Here is a 21,649-nt window from a genome sequence, read left to right on the forward strand (position 1 = left end):
AGGCCGCCGTACGCGGCGTCCATGGCGGTCGGGGTGGTGGTACTCGGCCTGGCGGCCGTAGCGTGCAGCGGGTCCACGCCGGAGGAGACGTCGACCCCGAGCGGGCCCGAACAGGTTTCGGCGACACAGGTCTGCGGTGGTGGTCTCGTCTCCCCGGCGTCCGGTCCGTCATTGGGGAGGGTTCTGGAGTCCTCGCGCTTCGTGATCCGGGAGGACAAGGAGAACGCGGACGTCGCTGTGATCGCGAAGGCATTGGAGAGCGCCTACCGCGCCGGCAGGAAGGTACGCGACACCTCCATCCCGTCGTGCGACATCTCCGGCGCGGTCAAGGACGTCGATTCCGACAGGTACTACCCGACGGCTTCTCTGCGTTTCCGCGCCACCAGCAAGAACGCGGGTGTCCCGGACTACATGCCGGAGGCCAACGACGCGGGTACGAAGGGCTGGGCGAGCTTCCGCGAGTACACGATCGCATTCGACTGCGTCAGCTCCCGCATCGGCTCGACGAGCGACGTCCCTCTCCGGATCACTGCTGAATTCCACAGCAAATGGGACAAGGGGCAGGCGGGCGAATCCGCCCTCGCTCCCGACTACGTGGCTCTGGCCCACTCCGCGGCTCTCGCGGTCGCCCGGGAGTTGGGCTGCGATGCCCGAGGCGGCCTGCCCGAACGTCCCGAAGACCTACCGAAAGCGGAGCCCGGACCGCGGTGATGCTGCGATCCAGGCCGACACGGCCTTGCCCGCGTTGACGTAGGCGTTGATCGTCTTCCGCTGGAACGGACGGCCGTGCTGTTGGTCGTGGTGCTGAGCTGTAGCTCAAGCTCTGAGAGCAGCGCGCTACGTACGTCCTCAGGACTCCTGAGAGCTTGTACGGCGCTCGGTGCGAGCGTCAGCTCCGTCTCGGTTAGGAGTCACGGAGCCAGGCAGTTCCGTCTGAACCCCATACGGGCAGGTCAGGCGTTTATTGGAAGCCGTGACCGGAATCGAACCGGCGTAACTCGCTTTGCAGGTCTGACTTATGCCGGCAAGAGCGAATACGGGTCTCGTCGGTCTGTCCGACAGATCGTGTCGCTGGTCCCGTACCCGGCAGTCCTGTCGCCCGAATGGCGCAACATGACGTGCCATGTGAAGATCGAGATGAGTAGTGCCCCAACCGAGGCAATCCGCGAAAGGGGAACCAAATGCGCATTCGACGAATCCTCGCCGCCGTCTTTGCCACGGCAGCCCTTGCCGGACTCGGCCTTACAGGCGTCGCCGCCGCCACCGCCGCCACTCAGGGTGCCTCGTCCTACGTCACCCCGAATGAGTGCAAGCAGGGCGGCGGAACGGCCGATCTGACGGCCAACCTCTGCAAGGGCGGTACGCACGACGGGGAGACGATCGACTGAACCCCACAAGGCGCCCCGCGGCCGACGGCGCTCGTATCGGCCGACTGAGACGAACAGACGAGAGGGTGGCACCTCGGCTGGGGTGCCGCCCTCTCGTTTTGCCTGTTCAGGCAGTCGAAGCCGTGACCGGAATCGAACCGGCGTAACTCGCTTTGCAGGCGAGTCCCTCAACCACTCGGGCACACGGCTGTGGGGTGGTTACGGGTATGACCGTACGAGGGGTTCCGGCGGGCCGGAAGGGGGGCGCGGGGGGTGCAACGTGACTGCCATGCTGCGTTCACGGTCGCCGTGGTCCTAGGTCCCGCGGCCTACCGCGGAATCCGCCGAATTGACAGGGGCGCAACCGGGGCACGCGCCTTACTCTGGGGCGATGAGTGCCCTTGAACCCCGCGTGCCACAGCGCAGTGTGCCGGTCCCGCCCCAGCCCGAGGGCGGGATTCTGGGGTCCGCGTACCGGACGCTCAGCATCGGGATCATCTCCGTCATCTTTCTGATCGCCTTCGAGGCGACCGCCGTGGGGACGGCCATGCCCGTCGCCGCGCGGGAGCTGGAGGGGATCGGGCTGTACGCCTTCGCCTTCTCCGCCTACTTCACCACCAGCCTCTTCGGGATGGTGCTGTCCGGGCAGTGGGCCGACCGGCAGGGGCCGTTGCGGCCGCTGACCGTCGGGATCGGGGCCTTCGCCGCCGGGCTGGTGCTCGCGGGCACCGCCGCGGACATGTGGGTGTTCGTCCTCGGGCGGGCCGTGCAGGGGTTCGGCGGCGGGCTGGTCATCGTCGCCCTCTACGTCGTGGTGAGCCGGGCGTACGAGGAGCGGCTGCGGCCCGCGATCATGGCCGCCTTCGCCGCGAGCTGGGTGGTGCCGTCGATCGTCGGGCCCCTGGCCGCGGGGACCGTGACCGAGCACCTCGGCTGGCGCTGGGTGTTCCTCGGCATACCGGTGCTGGTCGTCGTCCCGCTGGTGGTGGCCCTGCCGGCGATACGGCGGACCGCGTCCGGGCCGGTGGATCCGGACGCACCGCCCGCCGTCCTCGACCGGCGGCGGATCCGGCTGGCGCTCGGGATCTCCGTCGGGGCGGGGCTCTTGCAGTACGCCGCGCAGGACCTCCGGTGGCTGTCGCTGCTTCCGGCCGCGGCCGGTACGGCGCTGCTGGTGCCCGCCGTACGGGGGCTGCTGCCGCGCGGGACCTACCTGGCGCGGCGGGGGCTGCCGTCGGTGGTGCTGCTGCGCGGGGTCGCCGCGGGGTCGTTCATCGCGGCGGAGAGCTTCGTGCCGCTGATGCTGGTCACCCAGCGGGGGCTGAGCCCGACGCTGGCCGGGTTCTCGCTGGCGGCCGGCGGGGTGACCTGGGCGGGCGGCTCGTGGCTGCAGTCGAAGGGCCGGATGGCGCCGTACCGGGAACGGCTGATGGTCGCCGGGATGGTGCTCGTGGCCTTCGCCATCGCCGCCGCCCCGGCCGTGCTGATCGAGTCCGTGCCGGTCTGGACGCTGGCCGCCGCATGGGCGGTGGGGTGTCTGGGGATGGGGCTGGTGATCGGCTCCACGAGCGTGCTGCTGCTGGAGCTTTCGGCGCCGCAGGAGGCGGGGGCCAATTCCGCTGCGCTGCAGATCTCGGACGCACTGGCCAATGTGGTGCTGCTGGCGGCGGGGGGCGCGGCGTTCGCCGCGCTGGGCGGGGGAGCGGTGGGCGCGGCGCACGCCGTGGCCGCCGAGGGGGCGGGCTCGCACCCCGCCGCGTTCCTGGTCGTGTTCCTGCCGATGGCCGCGGTGGCGTTGGTGGGGGCCTGGGTCGCGACCCGGCTGGATGCCGATGGGTCCCGACCGGGCCAGGTGGCTGCGCCGGCGTAGTCGATACGGCAGGCGCAGTGCGCCGGGGGCTCCGCCCCCGGACCCCCGCGCCTCGAACCCCGGCGGGGCCGGATGTGACCCGCTGGTTCGCGGGGCTCGAGCGGGGCGCCGAAAAGCGGGTGAGGCTTCGGGGGTCCGTGCGTAGCCTGCGGGGATGGAGAACTTGATCATTCGGCTCGATGACGCCGACCGGGCCGGGCTCGCCGATCTTGCCGATGCGAGTGGGCGGACCCCCGAGGAAGTGGCGCAGGAGGCCGTGCGCCAGTACCTGCGGCAGGAGCGGGCGCGGGTCGGGAGCGAGGCCGCGCGGTTGGCGCAGCGGCACCACGTGCTGCTGAAGCGGCTCAGCCAGTGACCGGGGCCGGGGCCAGGCCCGAAACCGGGGCCACGGCCGGGATCGGCGTGCGGCATCTGACCCTTTCCGAGGTGCTGGACGTGGCCCGGGTCGCCTGCCTCGCCAACGAGCAGGGCGTCGAGCTGCGCGCGCCCGGGCTGCTGGAGTCCGCCGTGCACCGGCCGCGGGCGCGGATGTTCGGTACCTCGGCGTACGAGGACCCGTACGAGCAGGCCGCCGCGCTGCTGCACGGGATCGCGGTCAACCACCCCCTCGTCGACGGGAACAAGCGCACCGCCTGGCTCGCCGCCGCGACGTTCCTCGCCGTGAACGGAGTGGATCTCGCGGCCGTCGACCAGGACGCCGCGTACGCCCTGGTCATCGATGTCGCGGCCGGTGACGAGGCCGATGTGGCCCGTATCGCCGAGCGGTTGCGCCGGATGTGACGCTCACCGCACCCGCCGAGGTCACGGGCCTGTCCCTCCGCGAGGGGCCGGCCGGCCCCGGTAGGGTGGCCCGGTTGTCCTACGTACGACCGCCGCATACCGCCGCCGCCGAGAGCCCGAACCGGAGACCGTGACTACTACCGCCTCCCACCACCTCTCACCCGCCTTCCCCGGCCGTGCCCCCTGGGGTACCGCCAGCAAGCTGCGCGCATGGCAGCAGGGTGCGCTGGACCGGTACATCCAGACCCAGCCCCGCGACTTCCTCGCGGTCGCGACGCCCGGCGCGGGCAAGACGACCTTCGCGCTGACGCTCGCGTCCTGGCTGCTACACCACCATGTCGTGCAGCAGGTGACCGTCGTCGCGCCGACCGAGCACCTGAAGAAGCAGTGGGCCGAGGCCGCCGCCCGGATAGGCATCCGGCTGGACCCGGAGTACTCCGCCGGGCCGCTGAGCAAGGACTACCACGGGGTCGCCGTCACGTACGCGGGTGTGGGCGTGCGGCCGATGCTGCACCGCAACCGCTGCGAGCAGCGCAAGACCCTCGTCATCCTCGACGAGATCCACCACGCCGGTGACTCGAAGTCCTGGGGCGAGGCCTGCCTCGAGGCCTTCGACCCGGCGACCCGGCGCCTCGCGCTGACCGGTACGCCCTTCCGGTCCGACACCAACCCCATTCCCTTCGTCACGTACGAGGAAGGGAACGACGGCATCCGGCGGTCGTCCGCCGACTACACCTACGGGTACGGGAACGCGCTGGGCGACGGCGTCGTCCGGCCCGTGATCTTCCTGTCCTACAGCGGCAACATGCGCTGGCGCACCAAGGCCGGCGACGAGATCGCCGCCCGCCTCGGCGAGCCGATGACCAAGGACGCCATCTCGCAGGCCTGGCGTACCGCGCTGGACCCGCGCGGCGACTGGATGCCGAACGTGCTGCGCGCCGCCGACCAGCGGCTGACCGAGGTCCGCAAGGGCATCCCGGACGCGGGCGGGCTGGTCATCGCCTCCGACCAGGACTCGGCGCGCGCGTACGCCAAGCTGATCCGCGAGATCACCGGGACGAAGGCCACCCTGGTGCTCTCCGACGACACCGGCGCCTCGAAGAACATCGACACCTTCAGCGGGAACGACGACCGCTGGATGGTCGCGGTCCGGATGGTGTCCGAGGGTGTCGACGTACCGCGCCTCGCGGTCGGGGTGTACGCCACGACGATCTCGACACCGCTGTTCTTCGCGCAGGCCGTCGGGCGTTTCGTGCGCTCGAGGCGGCGCGGCGAGACGGCATCCGTGTTCCTGCCGACCATTCCTTATCTTCTGGGCTTCGCGAACGAGATGGAGGTCGAACGCGACCACGTCCTCGACAAGCCGAAGAAGAAGGGTGAGGACGACCCGTACGCCGAGTCCGAGAAGGAGATGGACGAGGCGAACCGGCAGGAGGACGAGGACACCGGCGAGGACGAGCAGATGTCCTTCGAGGCGCTGGAGTCCGACGCCGTCTTCGACCGGGTGCTGTACGACGGCGCCGAGTTCGGCATGCAGGCGCACCCGGGCAGCGAGGAGGAGCAGGACTACCTCGGCATCCCCGGGCTGCTGGAGCCCGACCAGGTGCAGATGCTGCTGCAGAAGCGGCAGTCGCGGCAGATCGCGCACAGCCGGCGCAAGCCGGATGCGGAGGCGGACCTGCTGGAGCTGCCGGCCGAGCGGCGGCCGGTGGTCTCGCACAAGGAGCTGCTGGAGCTGCGGAAGTCGCTGAACACGATGGTGGGGGCGTACGTCCACCAGAGCGGCAAGCCGCACGGGGTGATCCACACCGAGCTGCGGCGGGTGTGCGGCGGGCCGCCGAGCGCGGAGGCGACGGCGGGGCAGCTGCGGGAGCGGATCAAGAAGGTGCAGGAGTGGGCCACGCGGATGCGGTGAGCCCGCCGTCCCCTTCTTCGGTCCTCCCGTCGCCTTCTTCGGTCGTCCCGTCCGTCCTTCGGTCGTCCCGTCCTTCGGGCCTCCCGTCCTGCGTTCTCCGGCCTCCTTTCCTACGGACCGTGAGCCGCGGCTCGTGCGGAGATTCGTACGGGCCCCGGTCACGTTCCGTGTCCGTCCGCGGGTCCGAGTGCGGCGCTGCGGGGGGCCGCGGACTCGGGTACGGCGTCGGGCGATCGCACAGGCACCGCCGGCGGGCCCCGGTCACAATCGGCGCCGCGGGCGCTCCTGAACCGGCATAAAGGGGTAGTTGGCGCCCGGATTCTGGACGAGCCCTTCCGCTGAGCGGACCCGCTCGCTACTGTCCCCGCATCGAACGCCCCGTGGCAGCGCCGCCGCGGGAGCGCAGCCGGTGCCATGGCCGCTACCGGCGGCCTCTCCGTGCGTCGCCGTGGGACCGGCGTCGTTCCATCCCGAGAGTCACCGCCGCTCACCGAGAGAGGGAGAGGCTTCGTGACCGCGGAAACCTCCCAGACTCTGGACCGAGGACTCAGAGTCCTCAAACTGCTCGCCGACACCGACCACGGTCTGACCGTCACCGAGCTCTCCAACCGCCTCGGTGTGAACCGCACCGTGGTCTACCGCCTGCTGGCCACCCTCGAGCAGCACGCCCTGGTCCGCCGCGATCTCGGCGGCCGGGCCCGCGTCGGGCTCGGGGTGCTGCGGCTCGGGCGGCAGGTGCACCCGCTCGTGCGCGAGGCGGCTCTGCCGGCGCTGCGGTCGCTCGCCGAGGACATAGGCGCCACGGCGCACCTGACCCTCGTCGACGGCACCGAGGCGCTCGCCGTGGCCGTCGTCGAGCCGACCTGGACCGACTACCACGTGGCCTACCGGCCCGGCTTCCGCCACCCGCTGGACCGCGGGGCAGCCGGGCGGGCCATTCTGGCGGCCCGTCAGGGCACGCTCATCGAGCCCGGCTACACGCTGACCCACGGGGAGCTCGAAGCGGGCGCCAGCGGCGCGGCAGCGCCTCTCGTGGGCATCACGGGACTGGAGGGCAGCGTGGGCGTCGTGATGCTGGCCGACGCCGTGCCCGAGAGGGTCGGCCCGCGCGTCGTGGACGCAGCCCGCGAGGTCGCCGACGCCCTGCGCTGACGCCCTGCGCCCAGCCGCTGCCGAGCCCCTGCTGAACCCCGCGCCGAGCTCCTGCCGAACCCCGCGCCGCGCTCCTGCCGAGCCCCGCGCCGAGCCCCGTGCCGAGCCATCCGCCGGGCCTTGCGGCGAGGGGTGGCGGGATGGCGGGGCGCGGGGGCTTCGGGGGCGCCCGATAGATTGGGCGGGTGCTCTCTCGCCTCACACGTCTGCCGCGTCCCGCCGCCCTGGCCGTCTGCGCCGTGCCCGTGCTCGGGCTGTTCGCCGCCGCGGCCTTCGCGCCGCTGCCCTTCGTGATCGCCCAGCCGGGGCTCACGGCCGACGTGCTCGGCGCCCGCGACGGCAAGCCAGTGATCACCGTGACGGGCGCCCCGACCCGGCAGACCACGGGCCAGCTGCGGATGACCACGATCCAGGCAACCGGTCCCTCCACCACCGTGACCCTGCCCGAGCTCGTCGACGACTGGTTCGACAGCAGCCGGGCCGTCCTGCCCAAGGAGGCGGTCTACCCCTCGGGCGGAAGCGACAAGGAGATCGAGGCGCACAACCTGGAGGAAATGGCCACGTCGCAGTCGACGGCCACCCAGGCCGCGCTCGGCTACCTCCACAAGGACCCCAAGGACGTGAAGGTCCAGCTCAACCTCGCCGATGTGGGCGGCCCGAGCGCAGGCCTGCTCTTCTCCCTCGGCATCGTCGACAAGCTCGACGGCGACGGCAGCGGGGGCGATCTCACCGGCGGCCGCACCATCGCCGGTACGGGCACCATCAGCGCGGACGGCAAGGTCGGCGCGGTCGGCGGCGTGGCCCTGAAGACCCAGGCCGCGCAGCGCGACGGGGCGAGCGTGTTCCTCGTACCGCAGGCCGAGTGCGCCGACGCGCAGTCCGAACTCCCCGAGGGGCTCCGGCTGGTCCCCGTCAGTTCGCTGACGGACGCGGTGCAGTCGCTGCGTGCGCTGACCCGGGGAGAGCCGGTTCCGTCCTGCTGAGCTCGGCGGGGCCGGTCGGCTCCGGTGCGCGTTCCATCGTGCGCCAGGCCGGGAAGACCAGCGGCGCGAGCGTGGTCAGCAGGTACGCGCCGCCGAACAGCAGCAGGGCCGGCGTGGCCCCGAGCCCGTCGACGAGCAGGCCCGCCGAGAGCCCGCCGAGCGGCATGGTCAGCTCGCAGCCCGCGGTGGTCACGCCCGAGACGCGGCTGCGCAGCTCGTCCGGGACCCTCTCGTAGAGCACGGTGGTCAGGATCGGGTTCAGCATGCCCGCGCCCAGCCCGGACAGTGCCATCGTCACCGCGAGCGGCAGCGGGGTGTCGGTGAAGGCGGCCACCGCGTACCGGGGTGCACCGCACAGCAGGAAGGCCGTGGTGTACACGGTCCTGCGGGAGAACCGCTCGCCCCACAGCCCGTAGAGCAGGGCGCCCAGCAGCGCGAAGCCGCCGAAGAGGGAGACGAGCAGGCCGACCGCGGTGGCGCCGCCGAGGGTCTCGCGGCCGTGCACGGGCAGCAGGACCGCGGACCAGCCCTGGTCCAGGCCGTTGGTCATCATCACCATCACGGTGATGCCGGCCAGCAGCCGCGTGCGGGTGAGGAAGGTCCAGCCCTCGGCCAGTTCGGCCCGGTAGCCGGCGAAGGAGATCTTCCCGGGGGCCCGCTGCGGCTCGGCGGCCGGGACCCCGCGCAGGAACGCGGTGACCAGCAGCGCCGACACGGCGAACGTGGCCGCGTCCAGCAGCAGGGCGGACTCGGCCCCGAACGCGGCGATCAGTACGCCGGCCAGCGCGGCCCCGATCATCCGGGCTCCGCGGGAGACCGCGTCGTAGAGGCTCGCCGCGCGGGTCACGGTGGTGCCGGCGTGCTCGGCGAGGTCCGGCAGCAGGACGCCGCGGGCGGTCAGGCCGGGCGTGTGGACCAGACCCCCGACGGCCATCAGCGCGCAGAGCATCCAGAACTCCAGCGCGCCCGCGTAGTGCAGCAGCGGGATCGCGCCGACCGAGACGGCGCAGATGAGGTCGGAGGCCGCCGAGACCCGGCGGCGGCCGATCCGGTCGATGACGGGGCCGCCGACGAGCGCGGCGATGACGACGGGCAGGGTGGCGCAGAACGCGACGACCCCGGCCCGGCCGGCGCTGCCCGTGGTCTGGAGCACGAACCACGGGACGCCGATCAGGGTGAGTGAACTCCCGGCTATGGAGATGGTGTTGGCGGCCAGGACGGCGGCGAAGGGGCGTCGGCTCATGCGGCGTGCTGGATGCGGGCGTGGAGGTGGGCGGGCTGCATCAGCCGGATCCCTGCGCTGACGAGGGCCTCGCCGAGCCTGTTGCGTAGGGCGGGGGCGGCCGGGGCGGCTTCGCGGGCGAGGTGCCAGGCGGCGGCCTCGGCGGCGAGTTCGGCGGTACGGGCGGCGTGCGTCTCGGCGTGGATCTCGGCGGGCGGGAAGGCGTGCACGGCAGGACTCCTTCTGCGGTGGATACGAGGCTGCGGTGGATACGAGGAGAGGCGGCGGGGTGCGGCTACTCGCCGGCGCGCGGGAAGACGTGCGAGTGGAGGCGAACCGTCTTCGTGTCCTGCGACGGCGGCAGGTCGCGGTAGCTGTTGATCAAGTCGTGCATCTTGTGGATCAGTTCGAAGGTCTGGTCGGGCGTCAGGCGCAGCGTGAAGTCGCTGACCTCCGAGGCGCGCCGCCACTCCTGGGGCCAGCCGAAGGCCGTGCCGAGCCAGGTGCTCAGCTCCTGCGTGTGGATCGTCGCGATCTCGTGCAGGAAGAGGTCCGCCGCACCGCGGGTGGCCGGGTCCTCGGTGTACAGCAGTTCCTCGTCGAAGCGGGTGCCGTCGTGGACGGCCCGCCACCAGCGTTCGCGGCCCTTGCCGTGCTCCGGCGCGTCCTCGACGAACCCGTGCGCGGCGAGCTGGCGCAGGTGGTAGCTGGTGGCGCCGCTGGACTCGCCGAGCCGCTCCGCCAGTTGAGAGGCCGTGGCCGGGCCTCCGCGGCGCAGCGCGGCCAGCATGCGCATGCGCAGCGGGTGGGCGAGGCCGCGCAGGGAGCGGGCGTCGAGCGTACGGACTTTGGGTTCTTCGGCGTCGGGCTCTTCGGCGTTCGGCTCTTCGGTGTTCGGTTCTTCGGGCATGGCTCAACCGTAGTCTTGCAAAGACTTCTATGCAAGGGTTTCTTTGCAGCCACTTCTTTGGAAGCCCTGGGAATCACCCGGAGGGCTCAGCCCTCGTGGGCCGCCTGCTCCACCAGGGGGATGACCCGCAGCGGTACCGGGTTCTCCATGACGATCGCCGTGGAGGCCCGCACGATCCCCTCGAAGCCGACGACCCGGTCGATCACCCGCTGCAGATCGGCGTTGGAGCGGGCCACGAGCCGGCACAGCATGTCCCCGTGCCCGGTCGTGGTGTGCAGCTCCAGCACCTCCGGCACGCCGTTCAAGTGCGCCCGTACGTCGGCTCCTTGGCCCTGCTTGATCTCCAGCGTCGCGAACGCGGTAACCGGGTACCCGAGGGCCGCCGGGTCCACCTGGGGCCCGAAGCCGCGGATGACCCCGTTCGACTGGAGCCGGTCGAGCCGGGCCTGCACGGTGCCGCGGGCCACGCCGAGCCGGCGCGAGGCCTCCAGGACCCCGATGCGGGGCTCGCGGGCGAGCAGGACGATGAGCCGGCCGTCGAGTTCGTCGATGCCCATGGTTCCTCCGGGGTAGGTGCGATGGGTGGTCATACTGCACAGATCATTCAGTAATCCTCCGGCTCGGCTGGGCATTGTGTACAGCCAAATATGAAACTATTGCGCAGCTTGTGGATCGGCGGGACTCTGCGCTCATGACTGAGACCCTCGACACCACCCCGCACACCGCGCGTGAGGCAGACCCCTTCCCGGTGAAGGGCATGGACGCGGTCGTCTTCGCCGTGGGCAACGCCAAGCAGGCCGCGCACTACTACTCCACCGCCTTCGGCATGAAGCTCGTCGCCTACTCCGGACCGGAGAACGGCGTCCGCGAGACGGCCAGCTACGTCCTGACCAACGGCTCCGCGCGCTTCGTCCTGACCTCGGTGATCAAGCCGACGACGGACCACGGCCGTTTCCTCGCCGAGCACGTCACCGAGCACGGCGACGGTGTCATCGACCTCGCGATCGAGGTCCCGGACGCGCGGGCGGCGTACGCGTACGCCGTCGAGCAGGGCGCGCGCGGGCTGGACGAGCCGTACGAGGTGAAGGACGAGCACGGCACCGTCGTGCTGGCCGCCATCGCCACGTACGGGCAGACCCGCCACACGCTGGTCGAGCGCGTCGACTACACCGGGCCGTACCTGCCGGGCTACGTCGCCGTCGAGCCGATGGTGGCGGCGCCCGCCAAGCGGACCTTCCAGGCGATCGACCACTGCGTGGGCAACGTCGAGCTCGGCCGGATGAACGAGTGGGTCGCGTTCTACAACAAGGTCATGGGCTTCACGAACATGAAGGAGTTCGTGGGCGACGACATCGCGACCGAGTACTCGGCGCTGATGTCGAAGGTGGTCGCGGACGGGACGAAGAAGGTCAAGTTCCCGATCAACGAGCCGGCGATCGCGAAGAAGAAGTCGCAGATCGACGAGTACCTGGAGTTCTACGGCGGCCCCGGCGTCCAGCACATCGCGCTGGCCTCGAACGACATCGTGGCGACCGTGCGCACGATGCGCGCGGCGGGCGTGCAGTTCCTGTCCGTCCCGGACTCGTACTACGACACGCTCGGCGAGTGGGTCGGTGACACGCGGGTGCCGATCGACGAGCTGCGCGAGCTGAAGATCCTGGCCGACCGCGACGAGGACGGCTACCTGCTGCAGATCTTCACCAAGCCGGTGCAGGACCGCCCGACGGTGTTCTTCGAGATCATCGAGCGCCACGGCTCGATGGGCTTCGGAAAGGGCAACTTCAAGGCGCTGTTCGAGGCGATCGAGCGGGAGCAGGAGAAGCGCGGCAACCTCTAGGCTCCCCAGGCCGCGAATCCCGGGCCCCTGGCGCTGTCGGTCGGCGCCGGGGGCTCTGCCGTCCCGCCGGCCGGCCCGATTCCGGCGGCGCCGGGTCGTCGCCTCAGGCCTTGGCCGGGCCGGGTTTCGGTGACGGACTCGGCTTCGGCTTCGGTTTCGCCGCCGGAGCCGGGGGCTTGGGTTTGGCCGCCTTCGGGAGGTCCGGGGCCACCCACGGCTTGGTCGGCTGCATGTTCTCCGGGCCGCCCGGCGGCGGCTGGCCGATCGAGGCGAGGGCCTCCTTCGCCAGCGGGACCCGGGCGGGGGAGAACCGCGGGTTCGTCCGCAGCGCCTCCTGCAGGTGGCGCCGGGCCCCCGCGTCGTCGCCCAGGCTCCGCTCGATCATCGCCCGGTGGTACGCGAAGTCCGCGCTCCGCGCCCCCCGCTCCGTCGACTTCTTCGCGTACTCCAGCGCCCCCGCGTCGTCGCCCGTCTTGTGCAGCGCCCACGCCAGCGCATCCGCCACCTGCATGTTCTTGTGCCGCGACCACTCCTGCGTCAGCCGCCGCACGGCCACCGCCGCATCCCCGTGGTCCGCCTCGAACAGGCCGAGGACCACCGCCTCGTTCACCCCCTCCGCCGCGCCCCGCGCAGCCGCCGTGCGCAGCATCTCGTACGGAGCCTTCGCCTCGTCGCCGCGCCCCAGCGCATCCAGCAGCTCGCCCAGCTCCAGCGCCAGCCGCGGATCCTGCGCCCGGCCCAGCGCCAGCCGGTAGTCCCGGACGGCCTCCCCGCCCCGGCCCAGCCCGGCCAGCGCCCGGGCCCGGCCGCCCAGTGCCTCCGCCTGCGCCGGGTCAGCCCGCAGCGCGCCCTCGTACTGGCGCAGCGCCTCCTTCGCGTCCCCCCGCTCCCAGGCCAGCTCGCCGAGGCGGAACAGTACGTACGCCTTCTCCGCCGGCGATTTCGCCGCACCCCCCGCGTGCTCCATCGCCATCGTCGCGTCCTCGCGCCAGCCGCGGTCCCGGTACACCTGCGAGGCCCGGATGAACGCCGCCAGCCCCGGCCGCAGGTCCAGCAGGCGCTCCATCGACCGCTCGGCCGCCTTGTAGTCGCCCAGGCCCGTGTACGCGTCCACCAGCACCGGGTACGCCGTCCACCGCTTCGGTGCCTGCGCCCGTACGAGCTCGCCCCACTTCTTCCCGGTCCCGAAGTCGCCCCGGGCATTGGCCAGCGTGCCCATGCCCGTCATCGCGTCGAAGTTGCCCTTCTCGGCCGGGCGGATCTCCAGCGACCGCTTCAGCGCCTTCTCCGCCTTCGGGTACCAGCCGGGCTCCGCCGTCCGGCGCGCCTGCTCCAGGTACGCCGCCCCGAGCACCGCCCAGGACGCGTCGTCCTTCTCGTGCCCCGCGACCCATTTCTCCCGGTCCGCGACCAGCGCCGTCAGGTCCACCGCCGCCGCCGGCGCACCCATGCCGACCGCCGAGGCGGCCCGCTCGGTGGGCCCCGGCGGGCGCGCGTCGTCGCCCTGGCGGGCCGGCCGGATCAGCAGGGCCCCGGCGATCAGGACCACCGCGACCGCAGCCGCCACGAGCGTCTTGCGGCCGGTGAAGGTCACGGGTGGCGCGGGCTGCTGCGCCTCCTCGTCGATGCGGGCGATTCGGTCGATACGGTGCATGGGGTCACTGTGCGTCAATATGATGAGTTAGCCGAGGTGTCCGAAGCCCGTCGCGGCCGTGTTCACACCGATGGCCCCCGGTGTCACGCTGGGCTCATGGATGTCATGGACGACGATCTCTCCGTACGTCTGCGCGCGAGCCTCCTGGAGGGGCTCCCCGCCGAGGCCCTCCTCACCGATCCCGAGGTGACCGCCTCCTACGCCACCGACATGGCCAACTTCTGCGCCGCCGGCACCCCGGCGGCCGTGGTCCTGCCCCGCACCGTCGAACAGGTGCAGCACGTGCTGCGCACCGCCACCGCCCTACGGGTCCCCGTCGTCCCGCAGGGCGCCCGCACGGGCCTGTCGGGCGCCGCCAACGCCTCCGACGGCTGCATCCTGCTCTCCCTCGTCAAGATGGACCGGATCCTCGAGATCAACACCGTCGACCGCATCGCCGTCGTCGAACCCGGCGTCGTGAACGCGGTGCTCTCACGGGCCGTCGCCGCGCAGGGCCTGTACTACCCGCCCGACCCCTCCAGCTGGGAGCAGTGCACGATCGGCGGCAACATCGGCACCGCGTCCGGCGGCCTGTGCTGCGTCAAGTACGGGGTCACCGCCGAATACGTGCTCGGCCTCGACGTGGTCCTCGCCGACGGCCGGCTCCTGCGTACGGGCCGGCGTACCGCCAAGGGCGTCGCCGGGTACGACCTCACCCGGCTCTTCGTCGGCTCCGAGGGCAGCCTCGGCGTCGTCGTCCAGGCCGTCCTCGCCCTGCGCCCGGCGCCGCCCCGCCAGCTCGCGCTGGCCGCCGAGTTCCCCTCGGCCGCCGCCGCCTGCGCGGCCGTCTGCGCCGTCATGGAGGCCGGACTCACGCCCTCGCTGCTGGAGCTGATGGACCGTACGACCGTCCGGGCCGTCAACGCCCTCGGCAACATGGGCCTGCCGGACACCACCGAGGCCCTGCTCCTCGCCGCCTTCGACACCCCGCACGCGCCCGACGACCTCGCGGCCGTGGGGAAGCTGTGCACGGCCGCCGGAGCCACCGCCGTCGTCCCCGCGGAGGACGAGGCCGAGTCCGAACTGCTGCTCCAGGCCCGCCGGATGTCGCTGACCGCCCTGGACACCCTGCGCCCGGCGACGATGATCGACGACGTCTGCGTACCGCGCTCGCGGCTCGCCGAGATGCTCGACGGCACGGCCGCCATCGCCCGCACGTACGACCTGCTCATCGGGGTCTGCGCGCACGCCGGCGACGGCAACACCCACCCGGTGGTCTGCTTCGACCCGGCCGACGAGGACGAGACGCGCCGGGCCCGCGAGTCCTTCGACGAGATCATGGGGCTGGGACTGGCGCTCGGCGGGACCATCACCGGCGAGCACGGGGTCGGGGTCCTGAAGAAGGAATGGCTCGCGAGGGAACTGGGGCCGGTGGGGCTGGAGATGCAGCGCGCGGTCAAGCAGGCCTTCGATCCGCTCGGTCTGCTCAACCCCGGCAAGCTCTTCTGACCGTGCGCCGGGTATGGAACGCACGAGGCTGAGATGGCGGATCCGCATCACAGGTCACCGTCCGCCGACTCGTCCGACGGCCACGGGTCCCGCATCCACAGGTCGTCGGCCGGGGTCGGCGCGAGCAGCTCCGCCAGGGCGTCGTCCAGGCCCAGCCGCTCGGCCTCGGTGCCGGGCGGGACCACGCGCAGCGTGCGCTCCAGCCAGGCCGACACCGTGCCGGCCGGGGCCTCCAGCAGGGCGTCGCCGTCGGGGGATGTCAGGGCCATGCAGAGGACGGCCTTGTTGTCGACCTTGGTGGGCCAGATCCGGACGTCTCCGTGGCCGCACGGACGGAACACCCCCTCGACCAGCAGCTCGCGGGCGAAGGTCCAGTTGACCGGGGTGCTGGAGCCGGTGTGGAAGGTGATGTGGACGGCGTACGGGTCGTCCGTCAGGTAGACCAGCCGGGCGGGGACGGCGACGCTGCGCTCGGGGGACAGGACCAGCTTGAGTTCCAGCTCGCGCTCGATGACGGGGTGGTGCATGGCGGCCTCACTTCGGGATCTCCGGTTCGTGTCGCGGGGCCGCGTTCGCGCCCCACACCCGGAGGGAGCGCCGATGTGCCCGGGTATGACGCGACTTCGCGCACCGAAGCGAAGATTGGCCGGATTCTGTCGGGTGACCGAAAACGGCCGTAGGGTGCGGCGTTCGCTCAAAGGCTTGGATTCTCCCGTTACCGGACCTGTAGGGGCACGGTTCTTGGCTATGGTCCTCCCCTTGCACAAGCCTCAAGCCACGATCGGAGTTGGGGACATTGACGGCCTCCCCTGGTGACGGCGAGCACGCGGCCCGCGAGGGCTACTACCCCGATCCGTCCATCCCCGGGTTCGTCCGGTACTGGAACGGCCTCAACTGGGTCCCGGGTACGAGCCGCCCTGCCCCGCGGGCCGAGGAGACGGGCCCGGTGTTCCTGGACGAGACCGGCGTGACCGAGGCGCTGCCCGAATCCGAACCCGAACCCGAACCCGAACCCGTCGCAGGGCCCGCCGTACCGGCGTCGGCGGCGCCCGCCTGGCAGGCCGACCCGCTGCACCAGTCCGGCTTCGGCGGGCCCCGCGACCACCGGGTGTCCTGGGGCAACCCGCCGCCGGAGCCCGACGCGGGGCACGCGCCCGCCCGTTCGGCGGGGATCTCGCCGGGGCGCGGACCGCGCCCGGAGCCGCTGGAGGCGGCCGAGCGGCCGCAGCGCGGGCCGGGGGTGTCCTTCGCCCGTACGCCGTCCGCCGCGGCGGCGACCGCGGAGCGGTTCCCGGCGCAGGCCGCGGCGCGGGGCTCCGCCGAGGGCGTGGGGATCCTGTCCGCGCGCTCCCCGGCCGCCCAGGCCCCGGCTCCGGCGCCCGCCCCGGCTCCGGCGCCCGCGCCCGCTCCGGCTCCCGTCGAGCCCGAGTGGCCCGCCGCCCCCGGCACCGGTGCCGGTGCCGGGTCGTCCGGGCTCACCTCCTCATGGCCGCAGACCCCGCTCCGGCGCGACCCGGCACCGCGGCGCGAGCCGGTGGCGGCCCGGCCCGAGCCGGCGGCCCCGGCGGCCTGGGACGCGGCGGCCCCGCCCGAGGCGGAGGCCCCGGTGCGCCGCGACCCGGTGGCCCGCCCCGAGCCCGAGGCCCCGGTACGGCGCGCCCCGGCTGCCGCCGCTTCGCCAGCCCGGTCCGCACAGGCGCCGGCGGCGCCGGACGAGCAGCCCCCGGCGGACCGCCGCCCTGCGTCCGGGGCCCGGCCCGCCGCCGGGTCCGCCCCGGCTCCTGCCCCCGCCCCCCGCCGGGCGGCCGTCCCCGCCGAGGCCGAGCACGGCCCCGAGGCGTCGGCGGCACCGGCCCCGGCGGCCGGCCGCACGGCTCCCCGGCCCACCGAGCGGGCCGTCTTCGAGCGGATGGCGGAGCGGGCCGTCCGCCCCGCCGGGCTGGTGCGCCGGGCCCTGGCCCGCGCGCTGGACACCCTCGTACTCGGCGCGGTCGCGGCGGGGACCGCCTGGCCCCTCGTACCCGCGGCCACCGCCCACCTCGAGGCCAAGGTCGACGCCGCGAAGGGCAGCGGCCGGACCACCACCGTGTGGCTGTTCGACACCACCACGGCCGGATACCTGGGCCTCGTCCTGGGCGCCGTCCTGCTCTTCGGGGTGTTCTACGAGGCGCTGCCCACCGCCCGCTGGGGCCGCACGCCCGGCAAGAAGCTCCTCGGGGTCCGGGTGCTGTCCGCCGCCACGCTCCGCCCGCCCACGTTCGGCGCTGCCCTGCGCCGCTGGCTGGTGTACGCGTTCCTCGGGCTCCCCGGCAGCCTCTGGTGCCTCGGGGACGAGCTCCGGCGCCGGGCCCTGCACGACCGGGCGGCCGGGACCTACGTGGCCCGCTGAGTCGGCCGCGGCCGGGCCCGGCCCGGCCGCCTGGGGCGCCTTCCCCCGAACGGACGCCGTCCCGTTGCGGGGTTCGCGGACCCGGGTTCGACTCGGGCCATGAGTACCGATCAGCCGCCGCCGGGCCAGCCGCCCGAGGACGACCCGTTCCTCAAGAAGCCCCAGGAACCGACGCCTCCGTCGGGCGGTTCGCCGTACGGCCCGCCGCCGGGAGGGCCGCCCCCGCCCCCGGGAGGCCCGTACGGCGGCGGTGCCGGCGGTGCGGGCGGCGGCGGTGGTGGGTACCCGCCCCCACCGCCCCCTTACGGCGGAGGCGGTGACGCGTTCGGCGGTGGCGGCATGCCGGATCCGCTGGCCGGGATGCCCCCGCTCGCCGACACGGGCAGGAGGCTTGCCGCACGCCTCATCGACTTGATCATCGTGTCCGTGCCCCTCGCCGTCATCCGCTGGGCGCTCGGCTGGAATTTCTACCAGGTGGACACGGGCAAGGGTGAGGACGTCAGCAATGTCGTGAACGGGTGGTACGTCGGCAGCGGCCTCGTCTTCCTGCTGATCTCGATCGTCGCGTACGTCGGCTACGACTGGTGGTTCACCAAGAGCAGCGGCCAGACTCCCGGCAAGAAGTGGTTGGGCATGCGCGTCGCGATGCTCAACGACGGCAGCGTCCCGACGTCCAAGGCCTCTCTGGCGCGCGCCGCCGCGCTCTGGCTGCCGTGGCTGGTCTGCTGCCTTTGCGGTTGCCTCTGGCCGATCGTGCTGTTCATCTCGGTGCTGGTCGACAAGCCGTACCAGCAGGGCCTGCACGACAAGGCCGGGAAGACCGTGGTGGTCAGGACGACGTAACTCACGTTGCACCGGGCCGTGAAGGGCTACGGTTCAGTGGTGCACCGGCTGTTCGACGGCGGCCGCCCGGGGCTCAGGCACCCGAGCGGCCGCCGCGTCTGCGGGGACCGTGTCCACGGGGGCCGCCGCGGGCGTGATTTCGGCAACACCGGGGGAAACGGCAGGGGTACCGGCGGGGGCGGCGTGCCGGCCGCGGCGGCGGGGGCTCGCGGCGGTGAGCGCGACGAGCAGTCCGAGGGCCAGTGCGGCGGTGGTGATGACGGCGATCCCGCGCCCCGAGCTCGTCTGCGACAGCAGCAGCATGGCGATCGTCGACACGACGACGGCGGCGGACCCGTAGAAAAGCTGGGCTGCAGTAGGACGCGGCATGGCGATATCCGTCCTCAAGGCGGGGAGGGGGAGTCTGCTCAACTAGGTCGCGCGTCAAGCGACTCTACGTCGGGGGATTCCCGAGCGGAACCGCCAGTAAGCGTGACCTAACCCACGGTGCCCGGAGCACGGGGGGCGCACGGGTTCACCCACCCGTCCCACAGTGTGGTCAGGACGCGCCCTTCGTCCTATATGGCAGAGGAACGTCCGGATAGCGGAACTCCCTGACCGCATAGTGCAGTTGTAAGGAAGAAGTCAAGGTCTGTCTTTTCTTTAGACTCTCCGGTCAAATGTCGTCACTTGAGACGCGCGCCGCGCGGAACCCCCCGCTCCTATGGAGACGTTCCGACCTGTGTCGCGGCCGCGGGAGGGGAACGACATCAAGTGACCAGCAATTCCAGCCGTCGACGAGCGCTGCGCGCCGCAGCCATCGGTGTGACCCTGGCCGCGACTGCGGCTTCCGGCGCCTTCCTCGTCACTGCCCAGGCTTCCGAGGCGCCGTCGACCGCGCCCGCCGCGGACCGCCAGGACCCGACCGCTCCCGCGAAGGAGCAGGTCCAGCACAACCTGAAGGGCCCGTTCAGCGACCAGCAGGCCCAGGCGCGGGAAGCCGCGCTCGACCAGGTGCTGTCGGGCAAGAAGACCGTCGAGCAGCGTGGCGCCTCCAAGGTCGTCAAGCTCGACGACAAGAAGTACGTCGAGCTCGGCCGCGAGAAGACCGACAAGATCTTCACGATCCTCGTCGAGTTCGGGGACCAGGTCGACAACACGACCATGTTCGACCCGGACGGTCCGGACGGCCCGAAGCCGGCCGTCCCGAAGTACGGCGGCACCCCCGGTCCGCTGCACAACACGATCGCCCAGCCCGACCGTGCGCAGAACAACAGCACGGCCTGGCGCAAGGACTTCAGCCGCGACTACTTCCAGGACCTGTACTTCGGTACCGGCCAGGGCAAGGACTCGCTGAAGACCTACTACGAGAAGACCTCCTCGGGTCGCTACTCGGTCGACGGCCAGGTCGCCGACTGGGTCAAGATCCCGAACAACGAGGCCCGTTACGGCTCCAACTACTGCGGCCAGACCAACTGCGCCAACGTGTGGGACACCGTCCGCGACGGTGTCAACGCGTGGGTCGACGCCCAGAAGAAGGCCGGCAAGACCGACGCCGAGATCAAGGCCACGCTGGCCCAGTACGACCAGTGGGACCGCAACGACTTCGACGGCGACGGCAACTTCAACGAGCCCGACGGCTACATCGACCACTTCCAGATCGTCCACGCGGGCGAGGACGAGTCGGCCGGCGGCGGTGTCCAGGGCACCAACGCGCTGTGGGCGCACCGCTGGTACGCCTACGGCACCGACGCGGGCAAGACCGGCCCGGCGAACAACAAGGCCGGCGGCACCCAGATCGGCAACACCGGCATCTGGGTCGGCGACTACACGATGCAGCCGGAGAACGGCGGCCTCGGCGTCTTCGCGCACGAGTACGGCCACGACCTCGGCCTGCCGGACCTCTACGACACCTCCGGTGGCGGCGAGAACTCGGTCGGCTTCTGGTCCCTGATGTCCGCCGGCTCCTGGCTCGGCAACGGCAAGGACTCCATAGGCGACATGCCGGGCGACATGACCGCCTGGGACAAGCTCCAGCTGGGCTGGCTGAACTACGACACGGCCAAGGCCGCGACGAAGTCCACCCACAAGCTGGGCGTCTCGGAGTACAACACCAAGGACAAGCAGGCGCTGGTCGTCGAGCTGCCGAAGAAGCAGGTCAAGACCGACATCGTCGCTCCCGCCGAGGGCTCCTCGCAGTGGTGGAGCAACATGGGTGACGACCTCAAGAACACCCTCACCCGCTCGGTCGACCTGACCGGCAAGTCCTCCGCCGCACTGTCCCTCAAGGGCTGGTGGGACATCGAGAAGGACTACGACTACCTCTACTCCGAGGTGTCCACCGACGGCGGCGCCACCTGGACCGTCCTGAACGGCACCGCCAATGGCAAGGCCATCCCGGCCGACGCCGCGGGCAACGCCGGTCTGACCGACGCCTCGGGCGGCTGGCAGGACCTGAAGTTCCCGCTCGACGCCTACGCCGGCAAGAAGATCGACCTCCGCTTCCGCTACCAGACGGACGGCGGCGCGGGCGGCAAGGGCTTCACCGCCGACGCCCTCGCGATCACCGCGGACGGCCAGAACCTGTTCACCGACGGCGCCGAGAACGGCGACAACGGCTGGACCGGCAAGGGCTTCTCCCGCATCGGTGCCGGGTTCACCAAGGAGTACCCGCAGTACTACATCGCGGAGAACCGCCGCTACGTCTCGTACGACTCCACCCTCAAGGTGGGCCCGTACAACTTCGGCTGGGCCAACTCCAAGCCGGGCTGGGTCGAGCACTACCCGTACCAGGACGGCCTGCTGATCTGGCTGTGGGACAAGTCCCAGAAGGACAACAACACCAGCCAGCACCCGGGCCAGGGTCTGATCCTCCCGATCGACGCCAACGCCAAGCCGATGAAGTGGGCGGACGGCACCCTGCTGCGGAACAAGATCCAGCCGTACGACGCGCCGTTCAGCGCGTACTCGACGGACGCGTTCACCCTGCACAAGAACGGTGAGTCGCTGTTCCTGAAGCCGAAGCCCGCGAACCTGGTCTTCGACGACCACAAGGGCAAGTACTACTACGACGAGAACCCGACCGGTTCGGTGAAGGTCGCTGACACCAACACCAAGATCAAGATCGCGAAGGAGACCTACGACGGTCTCCAGATGACGGTCGAGGTCGGCCCCGCCGCCAAGTAATTCGGTAAACCCGCAGGTCAAAGCATGATCGGCCGTCGCCCTCTAGCGGGCGGCGGCCGATCGCGTTTAGATGC

General features: G+C 71.8%; 19 protein-coding genes, 1 tRNA gene and 1 pseudogene. 13 read left to right on the top strand and 8 right to left on the bottom strand.

Annotated elements, in window-relative coordinates:
* Window positions 1-21 precede the first annotated feature (21 nt).
* Window positions 22-711: a hypothetical protein gene (locus ACFYXK_RS27720; protein ID WP_389413573.1), complete on the top strand. Its 690-nt coding sequence runs from the start codon at window positions 22-24 to the stop codon at window positions 709-711.
* Window positions 712-1,181: 470 nt separating this feature from the next.
* The gene (locus tag ACFYXK_RS27725; RefSeq protein ID WP_389413574.1) at window positions 1,182-1,388 is read left to right on the top strand and encodes a hypothetical protein; all 207 of its coding nucleotides are present in this window, start codon (window positions 1,182-1,184) and stop codon (window positions 1,386-1,388) included.
* Window positions 1,389-1,505: 117 nt separating this feature from the next.
* On the opposite strand, the gene ACFYXK_RS27730 is transcribed toward ACFYXK_RS27725, so the two are convergent.
* Window positions 1,506-1,577 (bottom strand) — tRNA-Cys (locus ACFYXK_RS27730).
* A 181-nt stretch (window positions 1,578-1,758) separates the two neighbouring features.
* Here ACFYXK_RS27730 and ACFYXK_RS27735 point away from each other — a divergent pair.
* From ACFYXK_RS27735 to ACFYXK_RS27760, 6 genes are all read left to right on the top strand, one after another.
* Window positions 1,759-3,237 carry an MFS transporter gene (locus tag ACFYXK_RS27735; protein ID WP_389413575.1) on the top strand — a complete coding sequence of 493 codons (1,479 nt, stop codon included), beginning with the start codon at window positions 1,759-1,761 and terminating at the stop codon, window positions 3,235-3,237.
* 154 nt (window positions 3,238-3,391) lie between these two features.
* Window positions 3,392-3,592: a hypothetical protein gene (locus tag ACFYXK_RS27740; protein ID WP_389413576.1), complete on the top strand. Its 201-nt coding sequence runs from the start codon at window positions 3,392-3,394 to the stop codon at window positions 3,590-3,592.
* Between the two features lie 47 nt (window positions 3,593-3,639).
* The gene (locus tag ACFYXK_RS27745) at window positions 3,640-4,017 is read left to right on the top strand and encodes a type II toxin-antitoxin system death-on-curing family toxin (protein WP_389413577.1); all 378 of its coding nucleotides are present in this window, start codon (window positions 3,640-3,642) and stop codon (window positions 4,015-4,017) included.
* A 130-nt stretch (window positions 4,018-4,147) separates the two neighbouring features.
* Entirely contained in the window at window positions 4,148-5,932 is a 1,785-nt protein-coding gene (locus ACFYXK_RS27750) for a DEAD/DEAH box helicase (protein WP_383519575.1), read from the top strand.
* Window positions 5,933-6,442: 510 nt separating this feature from the next.
* On the top strand, window positions 6,443-7,084 hold the full coding sequence (locus ACFYXK_RS27755) for an IclR family transcriptional regulator (protein ID WP_054222485.1): 642 nt from the start codon (window positions 6,443-6,445) through the stop codon (window positions 7,082-7,084).
* Window positions 7,085-7,269: 185 nt separating this feature from the next.
* The gene (locus ACFYXK_RS27760) at window positions 7,270-8,067 is read left to right on the top strand and encodes a S16 family serine protease (RefSeq protein ID WP_389413578.1); all 798 of its coding nucleotides are present in this window, start codon (window positions 7,270-7,272) and stop codon (window positions 8,065-8,067) included.
* Here the strand turns inward: ACFYXK_RS27760 and ACFYXK_RS27765 are convergent.
* The 4 genes and pseudogenes from ACFYXK_RS27765 to ACFYXK_RS27780 all read right to left on the bottom strand — a co-directional run.
* A pseudogene (locus ACFYXK_RS27765) lies at window positions 7,997-9,313 on the bottom strand (MFS transporter); the annotation flags it as partial. The gene ACFYXK_RS27760 and the pseudogene ACFYXK_RS27765 sit on opposite strands and share 71 nt — an antisense overlap.
* Window positions 9,307-9,519 (bottom strand): hypothetical protein, encoded by a 213-nt coding sequence (locus ACFYXK_RS27770; protein ID WP_389413579.1) that lies wholly within the window; start codon window positions 9,517-9,519, stop codon window positions 9,307-9,309. The pseudogene ACFYXK_RS27765 and the gene ACFYXK_RS27770, both read right to left, overlap by 7 nt.
* A 65-nt stretch (window positions 9,520-9,584) precedes the next feature.
* A complete protein-coding gene (locus tag ACFYXK_RS27775) occupies window positions 9,585-10,199 on the bottom strand; it encodes an ArsR/SmtB family transcription factor (protein WP_389413580.1) in 615 nt (204 codons plus the stop codon).
* Window positions 10,200-10,285: 86 nt separating this feature from the next.
* On the bottom strand, window positions 10,286-10,756 hold the full coding sequence (locus tag ACFYXK_RS27780) for an Lrp/AsnC family transcriptional regulator (RefSeq protein WP_030299924.1): 471 nt from the start codon (window positions 10,754-10,756) through the stop codon (window positions 10,286-10,288).
* Between the two features lie 134 nt (window positions 10,757-10,890).
* Between ACFYXK_RS27780 and hppD the strand changes: the two genes are divergently transcribed.
* Window positions 10,891-12,036 (top strand): 4-hydroxyphenylpyruvate dioxygenase, encoded by a 1,146-nt coding sequence (hppD, locus tag ACFYXK_RS27785; RefSeq protein WP_389413581.1) that lies wholly within the window; start codon window positions 10,891-10,893, stop codon window positions 12,034-12,036.
* 103 nt (window positions 12,037-12,139) lie between these two features.
* Here the strand turns inward: hppD and ACFYXK_RS27790 are convergent, their stop codons facing one another.
* The gene (locus ACFYXK_RS27790; RefSeq protein WP_389413582.1) at window positions 12,140-13,690 is read right to left on the bottom strand and encodes a hypothetical protein; all 1,551 of its coding nucleotides are present in this window, start codon (window positions 13,688-13,690) and stop codon (window positions 12,140-12,142) included.
* Between the two features lie 105 nt (window positions 13,691-13,795).
* On the opposite strand from ACFYXK_RS27790, the gene ACFYXK_RS27795 reads away from it, so the two are divergent.
* Window positions 13,796-15,178, top strand: coding sequence for an FAD-binding oxidoreductase (locus tag ACFYXK_RS27795; protein WP_389413612.1), 1,383 nt, complete (start codon window positions 13,796-13,798; stop codon window positions 15,176-15,178).
* Between the two features lie 47 nt (window positions 15,179-15,225).
* Here ACFYXK_RS27795 and ACFYXK_RS27800 read toward each other — a convergent pair whose 3' ends face one another.
* Window positions 15,226-15,705, bottom strand: a complete 480-nt coding sequence (locus tag ACFYXK_RS27800) for an SsgA family sporulation/cell division regulator (protein WP_383519559.1) — start codon at window positions 15,703-15,705, stop codon at window positions 15,226-15,228.
* A 269-nt stretch (window positions 15,706-15,974) separates the two neighbouring features.
* Between ACFYXK_RS27800 and ACFYXK_RS27805 the strand changes: the two genes are divergently transcribed.
* Window positions 15,975-17,567, top strand: coding sequence for an RDD family protein (locus ACFYXK_RS27805; RefSeq protein WP_389413583.1), 1,593 nt, complete (start codon window positions 15,975-15,977; stop codon window positions 17,565-17,567).
* 99 nt (window positions 17,568-17,666) lie between these two features.
* On the top strand, window positions 17,667-18,410 hold the full coding sequence (locus ACFYXK_RS27810) for an RDD family protein (RefSeq protein WP_389413584.1): 744 nt from the start codon (window positions 17,667-17,669) through the stop codon (window positions 18,408-18,410).
* A 33-nt stretch (window positions 18,411-18,443) separates the two neighbouring features.
* On the opposite strand, the gene ACFYXK_RS27815 is transcribed toward ACFYXK_RS27810, so the two are convergent.
* Window positions 18,444-18,779 (bottom strand): hypothetical protein, encoded by a 336-nt coding sequence (locus ACFYXK_RS27815; RefSeq protein ID WP_389413585.1) that lies wholly within the window; start codon window positions 18,777-18,779, stop codon window positions 18,444-18,446.
* Between the two features lie 384 nt (window positions 18,780-19,163).
* On the opposite strand from ACFYXK_RS27815, the gene ACFYXK_RS27820 reads away from it, so the two are divergent.
* Window positions 19,164-21,575: an immune inhibitor A domain-containing protein gene (locus ACFYXK_RS27820; protein ID WP_389413586.1), complete on the top strand. Its 2,412-nt coding sequence runs from the start codon at window positions 19,164-19,166 to the stop codon at window positions 21,573-21,575.
* Window positions 21,576-21,649 lie beyond the last annotated feature (74 nt).

This window comes from Streptomyces sp. NPDC002209, assembly GCF_042890265.1.
Lineage (GTDB): Bacteria > Actinomycetota > Actinomycetes > Streptomycetales > Streptomycetaceae > Streptomyces.